Annotated in this window: 13 protein-coding genes and 1 pseudogene; 9 read left to right on the plus strand and 5 right to left on the minus strand. The window is 63.1% G+C overall.

What is annotated here, in order from left to right; all coding sequences use genetic code 11:
* The first annotated feature begins 27 nt into the window (after positions 1-27).
* On the plus strand, positions 28-1,665 hold the full coding sequence (nagE, locus tag FLQ44_RS04480) for an N-acetylglucosamine-specific PTS transporter subunit IIBC (protein WP_147693252.1): 1,638 nt from the start codon (positions 28-30) through the stop codon (positions 1,663-1,665).
* 391 nt (positions 1,666-2,056) lie between these two features.
* Positions 2,057-3,067 carry a type I glyceraldehyde-3-phosphate dehydrogenase gene (gene gap / locus FLQ44_RS04485; protein WP_147693253.1) on the plus strand — a complete coding sequence of 337 codons (1,011 nt, stop codon included), beginning with the start codon at positions 2,057-2,059 and terminating at the stop codon, positions 3,065-3,067.
* A 294-nt stretch (positions 3,068-3,361) separates the two neighbouring features.
* Here gap and FLQ44_RS04490 read toward each other — a convergent pair whose 3' ends face one another.
* The 3 genes from FLQ44_RS04490 to FLQ44_RS04500 all read right to left on the minus strand — a co-directional run bounded on the left by FLQ44_RS04490 (position 3,362) and on the right by FLQ44_RS04500 (position 5,651).
* Positions 3,362-4,291, minus strand: a complete 930-nt coding sequence (locus tag FLQ44_RS04490) for an alpha/beta hydrolase (RefSeq protein WP_170252789.1) — start codon at positions 4,289-4,291, stop codon at positions 3,362-3,364.
* Between the two features lie 168 nt (positions 4,292-4,459).
* Entirely contained in the window at positions 4,460-4,903 is a 444-nt protein-coding gene (locus tag FLQ44_RS04495) for an Lrp/AsnC family transcriptional regulator (RefSeq protein ID WP_147693255.1), read from the minus strand.
* 319 nt (positions 4,904-5,222) lie between these two features.
* Positions 5,223-5,651 (minus strand): Lrp/AsnC family transcriptional regulator, encoded by a 429-nt coding sequence (locus tag FLQ44_RS04500; protein ID WP_147693256.1) that lies wholly within the window; start codon positions 5,649-5,651, stop codon positions 5,223-5,225.
* Between the two features lie 118 nt (positions 5,652-5,769).
* Here FLQ44_RS04500 and ctlX point away from each other — a divergent pair, with 118 nt between their 5' ends.
* Positions 5,770-6,735 carry a citrulline utilization hydrolase CtlX gene (gene ctlX / locus FLQ44_RS04505; RefSeq protein WP_147693257.1) on the plus strand — a complete coding sequence of 322 codons (966 nt, stop codon included), beginning with the start codon at positions 5,770-5,772 and terminating at the stop codon, positions 6,733-6,735.
* On the opposite strand, the gene FLQ44_RS04510 is transcribed toward ctlX, so the two are convergent.
* Positions 6,680-8,671: a BCCT family transporter gene (locus FLQ44_RS04510; protein ID WP_147693258.1), complete on the minus strand. Its 1,992-nt coding sequence runs from the start codon at positions 8,669-8,671 to the stop codon at positions 6,680-6,682. The genes ctlX and FLQ44_RS04510 overlap by 56 nt on opposite strands.
* A 368-nt stretch (positions 8,672-9,039) precedes the next feature.
* Here FLQ44_RS04510 and phoB point away from each other — a divergent pair, with 368 nt between their 5' ends.
* The 5 genes from phoB (at position 9,040) to FLQ44_RS04535 (ending at position 13,293) form a co-directional block, all read left to right on the plus strand.
* Positions 9,040-9,729: a phosphate regulon transcriptional regulator PhoB gene (phoB, locus tag FLQ44_RS04515; protein ID WP_017507884.1), complete on the plus strand. Its 690-nt coding sequence runs from the start codon at positions 9,040-9,042 to the stop codon at positions 9,727-9,729.
* 3 nt (positions 9,730-9,732) lie between these two features.
* Positions 9,733-11,037, plus strand: coding sequence for a phosphate regulon sensor histidine kinase PhoR (gene phoR, locus FLQ44_RS04520; RefSeq protein WP_147693259.1), 1,305 nt, complete (start codon positions 9,733-9,735; stop codon positions 11,035-11,037).
* Positions 11,030-11,335 carry a Dabb family protein gene (locus FLQ44_RS04525; protein WP_147693260.1) on the plus strand — a complete coding sequence of 102 codons (306 nt, stop codon included), beginning with the start codon at positions 11,030-11,032 and terminating at the stop codon, positions 11,333-11,335. Before phoR ends, FLQ44_RS04525 begins: the two co-directional genes overlap by 8 nt.
* A 243-nt stretch (positions 11,336-11,578) precedes the next feature.
* Positions 11,579-12,640 (plus strand): transaldolase, encoded by a 1,062-nt coding sequence (gene tal, locus FLQ44_RS04530; protein ID WP_147693261.1) that lies wholly within the window; start codon positions 11,579-11,581, stop codon positions 12,638-12,640.
* A gap of 125 nt (positions 12,641-12,765) precedes the next feature.
* A complete protein-coding gene (locus tag FLQ44_RS04535; protein WP_147693262.1) occupies positions 12,766-13,293 on the plus strand; it encodes a porin family protein in 528 nt (175 codons plus the stop codon).
* A gap of 73 nt (positions 13,294-13,366) precedes the next feature.
* Here the strand turns inward: FLQ44_RS04535 and FLQ44_RS04540 are convergent, their stop codons facing one another.
* A complete protein-coding gene (locus tag FLQ44_RS04540) occupies positions 13,367-13,906 on the minus strand; it encodes a hemerythrin domain-containing protein (RefSeq protein WP_147693263.1) in 540 nt (179 codons plus the stop codon).
* 148 nt (positions 13,907-14,054) lie between these two features.
* Here FLQ44_RS04540 and FLQ44_RS25205 point away from each other — a divergent pair.
* Positions 14,055-14,486, plus strand: a pseudogene (locus FLQ44_RS25205) (GNAT family N-acetyltransferase); the annotation flags it as partial.
* Positions 14,487-14,488: the final 2 nt, after the last annotated feature.

Here is a 14,488-nt window from a genome sequence, read left to right on the forward strand (position 1 = left end):
TGCATTAAAACGAAGAGGAGACACACAGTGAGTACTTCAAGCAAGTTTGCCGGCGTACAGCAGCTGGGCCGCGCCCTGATGCTGCCGATCGCCGTCCTGCCGGTGGCAGGTCTGCTACTGCGCCTGGGTCAGCCCGACCTGATGGGCATACCCGTGATGGCGCAGGCCGGTGATGCCATTTTCGGCAACCTGGCACTGCTGTTCGCCATCGGGGTGGCCGTGGGTTTTGCCAAGGACAACAACGGCGCCTCCGGCCTGGCCGGTGCCATTGGCTACCTGGTACTGACCGCCGTGCTGAAAGTGATCGACGCCAAGATCAATATGGGCGTGCTGGCCGGCATTACCGCCGGTATCAGCGCCGGCCTGCTGTACAACCGCTACAAAGATATCGCGCTGCCGTCCTACCTGGCGTTTTTTGGCGGGCGCCGTTTTGTGCCGATCGTCACCGGCTTTGCCATGCTGCTGGCCGGCGTGGTGCTGGGCTATATCTGGCCACCTATCCAGCAGGGTATCGACGCGGTGGGCCACTGGGTCATCGGCGCGGGCGAGTTCGGCCTGTTTGTGTATGGCGTGCTGAACCGCATCCTGATCGTCACCGGCCTGCACCACATCATCAATACCTTTGCCTGGTTCCAGCTGGGCGACTTTACCGACGCTGCCGGCAAGGTGGTACACGGTGACCTGACCCGCTTTTTTGCCGGTGACAAAACCGCCGGCATGTTCATGTCCGGCTTCTTCCCGGTGATGATGTTCGGCCTGCCGGCTGCCTGCCTGGCCATGTACCGTGCCGCGCGCCCGGAAAACAAGGCTGCCGTGGGCGGCGTGCTGCTGTCCATGGGCCTGACCGCCGCGCTGACCGGTGTCACCGAGCCGGTAGAGTTTGCCTTCATGTTCCTGGCCCCGGCGCTGTACGCCATCCACGCGGTGCTCACCGGCATCTCGATGGCGCTGATGCACACCCTGGGCGTGAAGCTGGGCTTTGGCTTCTCGGCTGGCCTGTTCGACTATGTGCTGAACTTCGGTATCGCGCAGAAACCGCTGCTGCTGATCCCCATCGGCCTGGCGTACTTTGCCGTGTACTACGTGCTGTTCACCTTCTTCATCAAGAAATTCAACCTGATGACCATGGGCCGCGAAGAAGCGGTAGCCGGTGCCCCCGCCGCCGCCAGCCTGGGTAGCAAAGGCAGCGACCGTGCGCGCGGTTTCATCGGCGCGCTGGGCGGTGCGGCCAACCTGAAAAGCGTTGACGCCTGCACCACCCGCCTGCGCTTGCAGGTAGTGAGCAACGACGCCATCGACGAAGCCGCGCTGAAAGCGCTGGGTTCGCGCGGCATGATCAAGCCGGCAGCCGGTAGCGTACAAGTGGTCCTGGGGCCGGAAGCCGAGCTGGTAGCAGACGAGATCCGCGCCGCGCTGGCCAACCCGCAAGCCGTGGCAGCCGATGGCGGCGCATTGAAAGCTGCGCTGGGCGGTGCGGCCAACATTCGCGCCGTGGAAGTGGTCGCCGGCAGCCGCCTGCGCGTGGAGCTGGCCGACGCCAGCCGCGTGAACGAAGGCAGCCTGAAAGCCCTGGGCGTGAGCGGCATCATGGCCATGCCAGGCAACCTGGTACACCTGGTGGTAGAAGGCGGCGACCCCGCCGCGCTGGCCAGCCAGCTGCAGTAAGTACGTAGTTCGCCCCGGTGCCTGCATGGCGCCGGTGCATGACAAGACAGGCAGGTGTTTGCCGCCCAGCGGCAGGCGCCGCCCCGTGGTAAGCCTGGGTATCCTGACCCGTGGCTTTGCTCTCCTTCCACCCCGGCGCTGCCGGGGTGTTTTTTTGCGCTATAGTGAAATCGATTCCAATTGGCGGCGGCGGTAGCTTATGCTGCAGCGCAAGGCAAGCCATGTTGGCCGCAAATAGCGTGCGGCAAGGCATGCAGGGCAGCAAAGTGTTGGTAGTACGCCCACTACAGAATTGTAAGGGATTGAGTACAAGCCCGATTGGGACAAGGATGTACCCATAGCAAGCGTGCAGCTGGCACGCAGGATTCACCCGATAATCAGGAGATACAATATGGCACTGAAACTCGCCATCAACGGGTACGGCCGTATCGGCCGCATGGTATTGCGCGCCTGGCAAGAACGTTTTGCCGACAAGGATATTGAAATCGTTGCCATCAACGATCTGGGCAACCCGGAACTGCACGCCCACCTGACCAAATACGACTCCATCCACGGCCCGTTCCCTGGCACCGTGGCGCTGGAAGGCGACAAGCTGGTGATCAACGGCAAGCCTATCCAGCTGCTGTCGGTACGCAACCCGGCCGAGCTGCCGTGGGGCGACATGGGCGTGGACATCGTGCTGGAATGTACCGGCATCTTCACCAAACGCGACAAAGCTGGCCTGCACCTGCAAGCCGGTGCCAAGAAAGTGCTGATCTCTGCCCCGGCAGACGACGCTGACGCCACCATCGTGTACGGCGTAAACCACGACACCCTGCGCGCCGACATGAGCATCGTGTCCAACGCCAGCTGCACCACCAACTGCCTGGCGCCGCTGGTGAAACCGCTGCACGACGCCATCGGCGTCGCGCACGGCCTGATGACTACCGTGCACTCCTACACCAACGACCAGGTGCTGCTGGACACCGAGCACAGCGACCTGCGCCGTGCCCGCTCGGCCGCGCTGTCGATGATCCCTACCAAAACCGGCGCTGCCGCTGCCGTGGGCCTGGTGCTGCCAGAGCTGAAAGGCAAGCTGGATGGCTTTGCCGTGCGCGTGCCAACCGCCAATGTATCGCTGGTAGACCTCACCTTCACCGCCAAACGTGACACCACCGTGGCCGAAGTGAACGAGCTGGTCACCGCTGCGGCCAACGGCGCGCTGCAAGGCGTACTGGCGGTGAATACCCTGCCGCTGGTGTCCATCGACTTCATGCACAACCCGGCGTCCAGCGTGTTTGACGCCACCCTGACCCGCGTGATCGAAGGCCGTCAGGTGAAAGTGCTGTCGTGGTACGACAACGAATGGGGCTTCTCCAACCGCATGCTGGATACCGCCCAGGCCTGGATGGCTGCCAAGTAAGAACCGGCGCGCGGTCTGCTGGTGCGGTGATGTTGGCCGCAAAGCCGGATCGGTGGCGTGTTCTGAAGGCTGCGGCGGCATGGCCCGCCGCACCGATTGCCCGGTGCCCGTGTGGAGACGGGCACCTTGTTCTTTAGGTGTTTTCTGTTGCTTCTTTGTGCATAGTTCCGGCCTGCCCCTGCTAGGGCAGGCCTTTTTTTGTCTGTCACGCGACAAGGTTGGCCGCAGGCGGGGCGTGTTGATCTGTATCAGGTAGGGGGCAGCTACATCGCACAGGGCGATGTAGTGCCGGTATTACACGCGCGCTAAATGCGTGGTGATGAACGCCGCCATCAGCGCCATGGCGTCGTCTGCCGCCTGTAGCAGGCCGGTGGTATTGGGAAACACGTGTGGCATGCCATCCCACACATGCAGCGCCACCGCCACGCCAGCGTCTGCGGCGCGCTCGGCATAGCGCAGGCTGTCGTCCAGCAGGATTTCATCGCGGCCAACGTGCAGCTGCAGCGGCGGCAGGCCGTGCAGGCTGGCGTAGAGCGGCGAGGCGCCGGGGTCCTGCGCGCTCGTGTGGCCCAGATACATGGCGGCACAGGCATCTACCATGGCTTTACTCAGGTATACCTCGGCATCGTGCTGTGTCTGGTGGCTGTGGCCACTATTGCTCAGGTCGGTCCACGGCGACAGGGCGATGGCGGCTACCGGCTGGGTGGTGTCGGCCATGGCTTGCAGCCGTGACAGCAGCGACAGCGTCAGGCCGCCCCCGGCAGAATCGCCGATCAGCAATACGCGCTGACGGCCACTGGCCAGCAGGCCTTGATACACCGCCACGGCATCGTCCAGCGCGGCCGGGTAGGGGTGTTCCGGTGCCAGCCGGTAGTCGGCCACAAACACGGCCTGGCCGCTCAGGCGGGCAAAATGGCCGGCAAAATGGCAGTAGGCTTTGGCCGAGCCCATCACATAGCCGCCGCCGTGCAAAAACAGCAGGGCGCTGTCTGTGGCAGGCTGTGCCGGCAGGCACCAGTAGCCGCTGACCCCGCCAATCGTATCGGCTTGGTAGTGCACGCCGTCCGGCGCGGCCACGGCTTGCATGATGCCATCGTAGGGCGCGCGGCCTGCCGGGCCGAATACGGCACCTTTAAACGGCGCGGTCTGCGCACGCAGCGCGGCCATGGTGGCCGCGTCGCGCGGCGAGAGAGGGTGCTCAATAGTCTGGGTAGCGGGGGGCATGTCGGGCTCCTTTGGCTGCCACCGGTTTGGTGGTTGGCCGCAGCTTAGCCAAAGGCTGCCGGGGCTGGCGGTGCTACCCGTCTGACCAGCGATAGCTGACATAAAAAGCAGTGGATAACTGCCGAGTAATGGCTATCGAACACGTGGCATTTCTGCCACGGCGTGTCCTTAGTCTTCTTCCGGTATTGGTGGCAGGCGGTGGGCGATGGGGGTGTCGATCACCATGGAGGTCTTGGTGTCGCCGTACTGCATCAGGCGGGCGATCAGCGCCTGCAGCGTGCCCATGCTGTCTACCGCCACGCGGATCATTAGCCCGCTGCTGCCGGTGATGGAGTCGCAGTGCACGATTTCCGGCATCTGTTTCAGCAGCTCCAGTACGGTGTAGTACTCCTGGTTTTTTACCGTCAGCTCGATAAGACATTGTATCGGGCAACCCAGCGCTTCCGGGCGGATGATTGCGCGATAACCGGCTATCACGCCGGATCGTTCCAGCTTTTCCACGCGGTCGGCAACGGCGGGGGCGGACAGGTTCACGCGGCGGGCCAGCTCGGCAAAGCTCAGGCGGCCATTTTCGTGCAGCGCAGCGATGATCTTGCGGTCAAACTTGTCCATTTTTCGATTCGAAGGTCAAAGAGTCGTAAATACATTGTATACAAAGTTATGCTGGCTTATAAGCTTCGAATGCCTATTAATAAGCCCCGATAACCCCCGTACAATTCGCCCCGTGTTGAAGCAGCTGGGTCCGCGCCCAGCAGCTTTGACTTCTGGATCCGTTATGAGGGTGCCTGAGCAATCGGCATCTTTGGAACTGTTCTGGTGATCTCTTTGTCCCTGGTCTTAAGCGTTCTTGGCCCCCCTGTGTGGCCGGGAACCGACCCTTAGTGGCCTGTCCCCAACCGGACAGGCCTTTTTTTTGCGCGCTTTTTGCGGCTTACACTTTGTGGGTGGACAGCAGCAGGCTGGTTTCACTGGCGGTAATGCCGGGAATCAGGCGGATGCGGCCCAGCACACGGTCAAACTGCGCCAGCGAGTCGGCGCGCAGCTCGGTGACGATATCCCAGCGCCCGTTGGTGGAGTGCAGCGCGTACACATGCGGCTCGCCGCGTAAGGCCTGCAGTACAGCCGGCGTTTTGTTGCCCTCTACCGCAATGCCCATCCAGGCGCAGATGCGCTGGGCTTCGGCCTGCGGTTTCAGCCGCACGGTATAGCCGATGATGACGCCGGCTTGCTCCAGCTTGTTGATGTGCTTTTGCACGGTGGCGCGCGAGACGCGCAGGCGGGTGGCCAGCTCGGTTACCGGGGTGCGCGCGTTGTCGCGCAGCAGGGCAATGAGCTGCAGGTCGGTGTCGTCAAGTTGCATATTGCTAGCCCAGGTTATCAATATGTGCAGTCTAGCGATAAAACTGCACAGGGTGCCAACTACAAAGTGGCACGCCAGGCCGCCACAATTTCTCCTGCCACGCCACCCAGGAGACACCATGCCACAGCCCGCCTCGCACATCTTGATGGTGCGCCCCGCGCGTTTTCACGCCAACCCGCAAACCCGCGCCAGCAACCATTTCCAGCAGCCTGCGGCCAACGCTGGCGCCAGCGCCACACTGGCGGCGCAGCGCGAATTTGACGGCTACGCCGCTGCCTTGCAGGCCGCCGGGGTGCAGGTACAGGTGTTTCGCCAGCCCGCGGGGCTGGATACCCCGGATGCGCTCTTTCCCAATAACTGGTTTTCTACCCACGCCGACGGCACGCTGGTGCTGTACCCGATGGCAGCGGCCAACCGCAGGCTGGAGCGCCGCGCCGATATCGTGGCCTGGCTACAGCAGCAGTTTGCCGTGCGCGAGCTGCTGGACCTGAGCCCGTACGAGGCGCAGGGGCAGTATCTGGAAGGCACCGGCGCCATCGTGTTCGACCACACGGCACGGCGTGCCTGGCTGTGCCGCTCTGGCCGCAGCCAGCCGGCGCTGCTGGCCCCGCTGGCGGCCCGGCTGGGTTACAGCATGCAGGTGTTCGACGCGGTGGATGGGGCCGGGCGGGCGATTTACCACAGCAATGTGATGATGGCGATCGGGCCGCGCTTTGCGGTGGTCTGCCTGCCGGCCATCCGCGATGTGGGCGAGCGCCAGCGGGTGCAGGCGCAGCTGCGGCGCGATGGCAAACAGGTGATCAGCATCAGCCTGGCGCAAATGGCCAGCTTTTGCGGCAACCTCATCGCCCTGCAAAGCACGGCGGGCGAGGCGATTATTGCGCTGTCCAGCCGTGCCTGGGCGGCCTTCAGCCCGCAGCAGCAGGCCATGTTGGCCGCACACGGGCGCATTGTGTACGCCCCGCTGGACACCATCGAAACCCTGGGTGGTGGCGGGGCGCGCTGTATGGTGGCCGAGCTGTATTTGCCTAGTGCCCCGGCGCACTGCTCAGCAGCTGGCCACGCTGTTGCAGCTGCAGGCTGAGGTAGCGCTCGTACTGCTTGAGCACGTCGGCAATGATCTCGCTCTGGCGCAGGTAGCGGATATCGTAGCCTTCGCGGCCATCGGCAAAGCCGGTTTGCGCCAGGTACTGCATGTCGGCATCGCCGCGGCTGGCGGGCAGAAACGCCGGCAGCGGCTTGCCGTGGCACTGCACGCTGTAGACAAAGTCGCGCTGGTCAGGCTGGTCTATGCGCAGCGTGACTGCACCGTCTTCGCTACGCTTCACGTCGGCGGCGACACCGTTTTGGCGCAGCTCGGCGGCCACGGTAGCCAGCGCGGGCTGCACCTCGGTATCGATAAAGTGCTGCACGTTGGCCGCACTGGGGCGCTGTACCAGCTGGCGCAGGCGCTGCTGCCAGTGCTGGCCGCTCCAGAACTGCGTAGCGGGTGCCGGCTGCTGGGTCTGGTGGCACTGGTCGGACTGCAGCCCGCGCCACAGGCTGTAGCACAGCAGCAGCATGATGGCGGTGAAGGGCAGGGCGCTGAGCAGCGTCATGGCTTGCAGCGCTTTCAGGCCGCCGGCGCTCAGCAGCGCGGCAGCGGTGGCACCCAGCAATACCGCCCAGAACAGGCGCTGCCACAGCGGCGAGTGGGCCGCCCCTACACTGGCTATGCTGTCCAGCACCATGGCGCCAGAGTCGGCCGAGGTGACAAAAAACACGGCGATCAGCAGGATGGCTACGCCGCTGGTGAGCTGCGATAGCGGCAGATAGTCAAAAAAGCGGAACAGCAGGCTGTCGACGTTGGCCGCCGTGGCACCCAGTGCACCGCCTGCCACGTGCAGGTCCAGCCAGATGGCGCTATTGCCGAATACTGTCATCCACAGCAGGTTGAACAGGGTAGGGGCCAACAGCACGCCCACGATGAACTCGCGGATGGTGCGCCCACGCGAAATGCGCGCGATAAACAGGCCGACAAACGGCGACCACGACACCCACCAGGCCCAGTACAACAGCGTCCAGCCGCCCAGCCAGTCTTGCTGCGCCGGCGTGCCGTAGCTAAAGGTGCGGAAAGTCATGGCCACCATGCCGGACAGATAGCCGCCCAGGTTGTCGCTAAACGCCAGCAGCAGGTACACGGTAGGGCCGGCCAGCAGCACAAACAGCAGCAGCGCCAGTGCCAGCCCCAGGTTCAGCTCGCTGAGGCGGCGCACGCCTTTGTCCAGCCCGGTGGCGGCAGACAGCCCGGCCAGGCCCATCACCACGGCAATCAGCCCCAGCTTGAAGCCGCTACCGCTGGTGTCGATACCGGCTACCTGCTGCAGGCCGGCAGCCAGCTGCATCACACCGTAGCCCAGCGTGGTGGCGATACCGAATACGGTAGAGACCAAGGCAAACACATCCACCGCATGCCCCCACGGCCCGTGGATGCGCTCGCCCAGTATCGGGTACAGGCCGGCCCGCAGGCTCAGCGGTAGCTGGTAGCGAAAGCCGAAATAAGCCAGCACCAGCCCCACCACGCCATAAATGGCCCAGGCGTGCAGGCCCCAGTGGTGGAAGGTCAGGTTCATGGCCTGCTGCGCGGCTGCTTGCGGGTTGGCCGCAGCCAGTGGCGGGTTCAGGTAATGTTGCAGCGGCTCGCCCACGCCAAAGTACATCAGCCCGATGCCCATGCCGGCGGCAAACAGCATGGCTAGCCACGAGGGCAGGCTGAAAGCGGGCTGGGCATCGTCCGGCCCCAGCTTGATGTCGCCGTAGCGGCTGGCGGCTATAGCCAGCAGGCTGATCAGGAAAACAGCCACGGCCAGAATGTAAAACCAGCCAAAGTGCTGGCCGATGGCGCGCTGGGCGCTGCCTAGCAGGGTTTCGGCAGAGGCGGGGGCCAGGGTGGCCCAGCCCAGAATGGTGGCTATCAGTAGCAGGCCAGGCAAAAACACTGGCCAGACCAAGGTAGTGCGGAAGGTACGGACGGCTTCCATGCTTTCCCTTTCATGTCTGAAGGTGGCAGGCGTTCCGGGGCTGGGCGGGGTGTGGCCGGATGCAGGGTGGCAGGTGGGGTAAGGGTTGGCCGCAGCAAACAGGCCCGAAACAGATAAGGCCAGTATAGCTGAAAATACTTTTGTATAAAAATAAAATACAAATGCAATAAACGGTAACAAAGCACTCTGGCCGTCAGAAAACGCAAAATGCTTGTACACTGCGGCCATCATTTTTGGCATAAAGCACCAGTGGCGCTACACCGCTGTACTATTTTGGCTATCTTTATCGAAAGCCTTGTGAAGTGTCATATTTCTGTAACCGCTTTTTTCTATCCTTGCCATAATCGTACATGGAAGGACTCCGTCACATGCCCGCCAATATTCTGCTTGTAGAAGACGAACCAGCTATCCAGGAGCTGATTGCGTTCAATCTGGTCCAGGCCGGACACCATGTGCTGCGTGCCAGCACCGCCGAAGTGGCGCTGACACTGGTGAAAAATGCCCTGCCGGACCTGGTCCTGCTGGACTGGATGCTGCCCGGCGCCTCCGGCGTGGAAATCGCGCGCAAGCTGCGCGCCGACGAACGCACGCGCCAGATCCCCATCATCATGCTGACTGCCCGCTCCGAAGAGCAGGACAAAGTACAGGGCCTGGAAGCCGGCGCCGACGACTACATCACCAAACCGTTTTCGCCGCGCGAGCTGCTGGCGCGCATCAAGGCCGTACTGCGCCGCCGCGCCCCGCAAATGACCGACGACGCGGTAGAAGTAAAAGGCCTGCGCCTGGACCCGGTTACCCACCGCGTACAGGGCAACGGCGAAACCGTGGACCTGGGGCCCACCGAATTCCGTCTGCTGCATTTCTTCATGACCCACGCCGAGCGCGTGCACTCGCGCACCCAGCTGCTGGACCAGGTATGGGGCGACCACGTATTTGTGGAAGAGCGCACCGTCGACGTGCACATCCGCCGCCTGCGCAGCGCACTGGAACCCACCGGCCACGATGGCCTGATCCAGACCGTGCGCGGTACCGGCTACCGTTTCTCCGCCCAGGGGTAGGTCTTGGCAGAATTTCTCAAGCGTACGCTGGGCTGGCTGATTGCCATGCTGGTGATCAGCATGGCCTTTGGCCTGGTGTTCAGCCCGGTGACCGGGCTGGCATTAATGCTGGGCCTGCTGCTGCTATGGCTGGCCTTTCACCTGTATCACATAGCCCTGCTGCTGCGCTGGCTGGGCCACCCGGTACCGGGGCGCGTGCCGGACGGCTTTGGCTCCTGGCACGGTATTTTCATGACCCTGTACCGCCAGGCGCGCAAGCAAAAGCAAAGCAAGAAACGCCTGGCCGGCGTGCTGGACCGCTTTGTGAACGCCGGCGAAGCCATGCCGGATGGCGTGGTGGTGCTGGACGAATACGACCACATCGAGTGGATCAACCCCATGGCCGTAGAGCATCTGGGGCTGAACCGCAAAACCGACGTAGGCAGCCAGATACTGAACCTGGTACGCCAGCCGGCGTTTCACGACTACATGGCGGCGCAGAGCTATAGCCAGCCGCTGATCCTGCATAGTGGCACCGGCAGCGAGCTGGTGTTGTCCATCCAGCTGGTACCGTTCGACACCACGCGCAAGCTGCTGCTGTCGCGCGACATCACCCAGCTGGAGCGCGTGCAAACCGTACACCGCGACTTTGTGGCCAACGTATCGCACGAGCTGCGTACCCCGCTGACGGTGGTAGGCGGCTTCCTGGAAACCCTGTCCGAAATGCCGCAGGTAGAAGACGCCACCCTGCGCCAGTTTCTGCCCATGATGCTGGAGCAGTCGCGCCGCATGCACAGCCTGGTAGAAGACCTGCTCACCCTGTCGCGCATAGAAAACGGCCCGCGCACCATGCTGCAAGACCGCGTGCACATGGCCGCGCTGCTGGACACCATGGTGGTAGAAGCCGAAGGCCTGTCGCAAGGCCGGCACCGTATCGTAGTCAAAAACACCTGCCCGCACGACCTGTGGGGCAATGCGCAGGAGCTGCACTCGGCCTTTGGCAACCTGGTGTCCAACGCCGTGCGCTATACGCCGGAAGGCGGCAGCATTTACCTGCGCTGGACGCAAGACGAGGAAGGCCGCGTGGCCTTTACCGTGGCCGATACCGGTATCGGCATCCCGCGCGAGCACCTGCCACGCCTTACCGAACGCTTCTACCGCGTAGACCGCGGCCGCTCGCGCGGCAATGGCGGCACCGGCCTGGGCCTGGCCATCGTCAAGCACGTACTGGCGCGCCACCACGCCAAGCTGGAAATCCAGAGCGAGCCGGACAAGGGCAGCGTGTTCAGCGTGGTTTTCAACGCCGAGCAGGTAGCGCTGAATGATTGAGCACATCGTGCTGTTCCGCTTTGCCCCCCACGCCAGCCGCGCCGATATCGACGCCGTGCTGGCGGCCTTTGCGGCCCTGCCGGCCGCCATCCCGCAGGTACGCGGCTTTCGCGCCGGTACCGACATCAGCCCGGAAAACCTGGCCCAGGGCTATACCCACGGCTGGCTGCTGCGCTTTGACGACGCCGCCGCGCTGCAACACTACTTGGCCCACCCGGCGCACCAGGCGTTTGTGGCCCGCGTGCAGCCGCTGCTGGCGCAGGCGCTGGTGTTCGATTTCGATAGCGGCCAACCCTGATTTCCACCATGCAGATGTGCTGTGCTGAGCGTTGCTGTCGGGCACGCTTGTGCCATTTTTCCGCGCTTGGCGCTGTGCTCATGCCGGCCATGCGGCCATGTCGGGCGATTTGTATCGTTTAATGGCCACCCACCCCGCGCTGTAATGGCTTTGCTACAGACGGTGGGCAAGGTAGCATGTGCCGTACTACACAAGCGCTGCAGCCCGTCTGTATCGCCCTCTAACATAAAGAGCAACACGCCCATGAACCGACTACAAGCCATCCGCCCGTTCGGCCAGCGCATCTGGCTGGATAACCTGTCCCGTGAACTGCTGCAAACCGGCGAGCTGGCCCGCTTGCTGGCCGATGACGGTATTGCCGGTGTGACCTCCAACCCCGCCATCTTCCATAAAGCCATCAGCACCGACCCGCGCTATCAGGCAGAGTTGGCCGCACTGAAAACCGACGCCAGCCTCAGCGCCGAGCAGCGCTACGAAACCCTGGTCATCGCCGATATCCAGGCCGCCTGCGACCTGACCCTGCCGCAATACCAGGCCACCGCCGGTGACGACGGCTACGTATCGCTGGAAGTCTCCCCTGCCCTGTCGCGCGACGAAGCCGGTACCCTGGCCGCCGCGCGCCGCCTGTGGGCCGCCATCAACCGCCCCAACGCCATGATCAAGATCCCGGCCACGCCGGAAGGCATTGCCGCCTTCGGCCAGCTGACCGCCGAGGGCATCAACGTCAACATCACGCTGCTGTTCTCGCTGCCACAGGTAGAAGCGGTATGGGATGCCTACATCGCCGGCCTTACCGCCCGCCACGCCGCTGGCCAGCCGCTGCAGCACGTCAAGGCCGTAGCCAGCTTCTTCCTGTCGCGTGTGGATAGCCTGCTGGATGCGCAGCTGCCGGCCGAGCTGCAGGGCAAGGTAGCGGTATCGCTGTCCAAGGTGGCCTACCAGCGCTACCTGGCGCGCTTCCACGGCGAAGAATTCGCCGCGCTGAAAGCCGCCGGTGCCCGCGCCCAGTTCCTGCTGTGGGCGTCCACCGGCACCAAAAACAAGGCCTACTCCGACGTGCTGTACGTGGAAAGCCTGATTGGTGACGAAACCGTCAACACCGTACCGGATGCCACGCTGGCGCTGTTCCGCGACCACGGCAACGCCGCCGCTACCCTGGCCCAGGGTGCGGACGACGCGCGTGCGGTGCTGGGCGCCGCCGCAGCGGCTGGTGTGGATGTGGTAGCTGCTGGCGAACAGCTGCAGCACGACGGCCTGGTGCTATTCGAGAAAGCCTTTGCCGAGCTGCTGGTACTGACGGCCTGAGCCAGGCGGTAGTAAAGCAAAAGCGCCCTGCGGGGCGCTTTATTTTTTAAAATTTCAAAAGCATATTGAAATAAATATAGTATCTAATTAACATTTGCCCTCATTTCATAAAAGTGCCCATTGTCATGAAAAAAATTGCATTTGCAGCGCTGATCGCTTCCTTGTCTTCCATCGCCTGTGCTGCCGACATGTACATCGGTGCCGGTTTTAACCAGCTTGATATGAGCATTGATGGTGAGCAATCTCTCAATCCGACTGCGCTGAACATCACACTCGGTGCCGAAATCACCCCCAACTTTGCCGTTGAGGCACGTCTGTATACCAAGCTGGCTGATGACAGCGTTCGTGTGAACAACACGACTTCCGTTGACATTGGTCTGGACCATGCAGAAGGTGTTTACGCCAAAGGCATTCTGCCGATCAACGAGCAGTTTTCCGCCTACGGTTTGGTTGGTTATACCAATGGTGCATTGAAGGCCAGCGTCGGTAATTTTAGTGTGACTTCCGATGATGATTCGGACTTCAGCTACGGCGTCGGTGCCACTTTCAAAGTGAACAAGCAGGTGGGTATCAATCTGGAATACGCTCGCCTGTTCAGCGGTTCTGATTACCACATCGACAACATCGGTGCCTCGCTGACTTATCGCTTCTGATATTTACTGCGTCAAGCATGAAAAAAGCGCCCCACGGGGCGCTTTTTTCATGCCTGCGGCCAACCTTGCCTGCCTAGGCGGCCGGTTTGAATGTACGGCGGGCGGCCATGCGCTGGCCGGCATCGGCCAGCTCGCTGTCGTTGATCAGGGCGGCGGCGGTGGGGAACAGCCATTGTTCTTCGCGCGCGGCGTGCTCGCGGTACAGCCGCGCAAACTCATGCACCTCGTCGGCGCTGATCTCGTCCAGCGTGGCGGCGTTATAGGCCAGCAGGTCGTCACGGATGGCGTTCCAGCGCGAGTGCAGGTAGCCGTGTTCGCCCAGCAGCTGCTCGATCTTGGGGGCGGCGTCCGGCTGGCGTGCCAGAATCAGCGGAAACAGCTCGTCTTCTTCATCCTGGTGATGGGCAGGCCCGGCCAGGTCGAAATAGCGCACGATACCGGCGATGGTGTTGATCACCGCCTGGTTGCGGCCGTGCTCGTCGATATACGCCGGTAGCGCATCCAGCTGGTCGCAGAAGCGGCGCACCTTGTCATGGCACGCGTACAGCATGTCCAGCGGCTCGTCGAACGAGGGGGCGGCTGCCGAAGCAGTCAGGGCGTCTAGGCTAAGCATGGCCATCTCCTGGGTAAGGGTTGTGGGCAGTATGGGTGGCTTTGCTGCATTTGCACATGATGTTGCTCAAGCGCCTGCCAGATAGGGCACTCGCAGCAGGCCGCTGCCATGCGGTAAAGTGACGCACCCCTGTTTGCCGGAGCACGCCATGCCTGTGCCGTTTTGCGTATCCCCCCTGCCGCACGATGCGGCCAACCTGGCCGCCGCGCTGGCGCTGCACGACGCCGCCCACGCGCTGGAGGTAGGCTGGCTGGACGGCTACCGCCTGCCGCGGCTGTGGCGCAGCGTAGACGACATCAAGACCAGCCCCTTGCAGATTCTGGCGGCGTGGGACGACGCCGGTACGCTATGCGGGCTGCTGACGCTGGGGCGCTACAAGGATGGCCGCGCCGAGATCGCCCGTACCCTGGTGCACCCGCAGCGCTTGGGCGAGGGCTGGGCAGGGCGGCTGCTGACCGCGGCGCTGCAGCACGAGCAGGGCGCCACGGTGATGACGGCCGCGGCCAACCAGGCGGCAGTGCGCTGCTACCAGAAGGCCGGTTTTGTCGAGAGCAAACGTTTTGCCGCGCCGGACGGCCTGCC

The organism is Vogesella mureinivorans, from assembly GCF_007644035.1.
In the GTDB taxonomy this organism is placed as follows: Bacteria; Pseudomonadota; Gammaproteobacteria; order Burkholderiales; family Chromobacteriaceae; genus Vogesella; species Vogesella mureinivorans.

What these genes read in the sequence shown, in the direction of transcription:
- gap (WP_147693253.1), top strand. Translation starts at nt 2,057, where the DNA reads ATGGCACTGAAACTCGCCATCAACGGGTACGGCCGTATCGGCCGCATG.
- FLQ44_RS04490 (WP_170252789.1), bottom strand. Translation starts at nt 4,291, where the DNA reads ATGCCCCCCGCTACCCAGACTATTGAGCACCCTCTCTCGCCGCGCGAC.
- FLQ44_RS04495 (WP_147693255.1), bottom strand. Translation starts at nt 4,903, where the DNA reads ATGGACAAGTTTGACCGCAAGATCATCGCTGCGCTGCACGAAAATGGC.
- FLQ44_RS04500 (WP_147693256.1), bottom strand. Translation starts at nt 5,651, where the DNA reads ATGCAACTTGACGACACCGACCTGCAGCTCATTGCCCTGCTGCGCGAC.
- ctlX (WP_147693257.1), top strand. Translation starts at nt 5,770, where the DNA reads ATGCCACAGCCCGCCTCGCACATCTTGATGGTGCGCCCCGCGCGTTTT.
- FLQ44_RS04510 (WP_147693258.1), bottom strand. Translation starts at nt 8,671, where the DNA reads ATGGAAGCCGTCCGTACCTTCCGCACTACCTTGGTCTGGCCAGTGTTT.
- phoB (WP_017507884.1), top strand. Translation starts at nt 9,040, where the DNA reads ATGCCCGCCAATATTCTGCTTGTAGAAGACGAACCAGCTATCCAGGAG.
- FLQ44_RS04525 (WP_147693260.1), top strand. Translation starts at nt 11,030, where the DNA reads ATGATTGAGCACATCGTGCTGTTCCGCTTTGCCCCCCACGCCAGCCGC.
- tal (WP_147693261.1), top strand. Translation starts at nt 11,579, where the DNA reads ATGAACCGACTACAAGCCATCCGCCCGTTCGGCCAGCGCATCTGGCTG.
- FLQ44_RS04535 (WP_147693262.1), top strand. Translation starts at nt 12,766, where the DNA reads ATGAAAAAAATTGCATTTGCAGCGCTGATCGCTTCCTTGTCTTCCATC.
- FLQ44_RS04540 (WP_147693263.1), bottom strand. Translation starts at nt 13,906, where the DNA reads ATGCTTAGCCTAGACGCCCTGACTGCTTCGGCAGCCGCCCCCTCGTTC.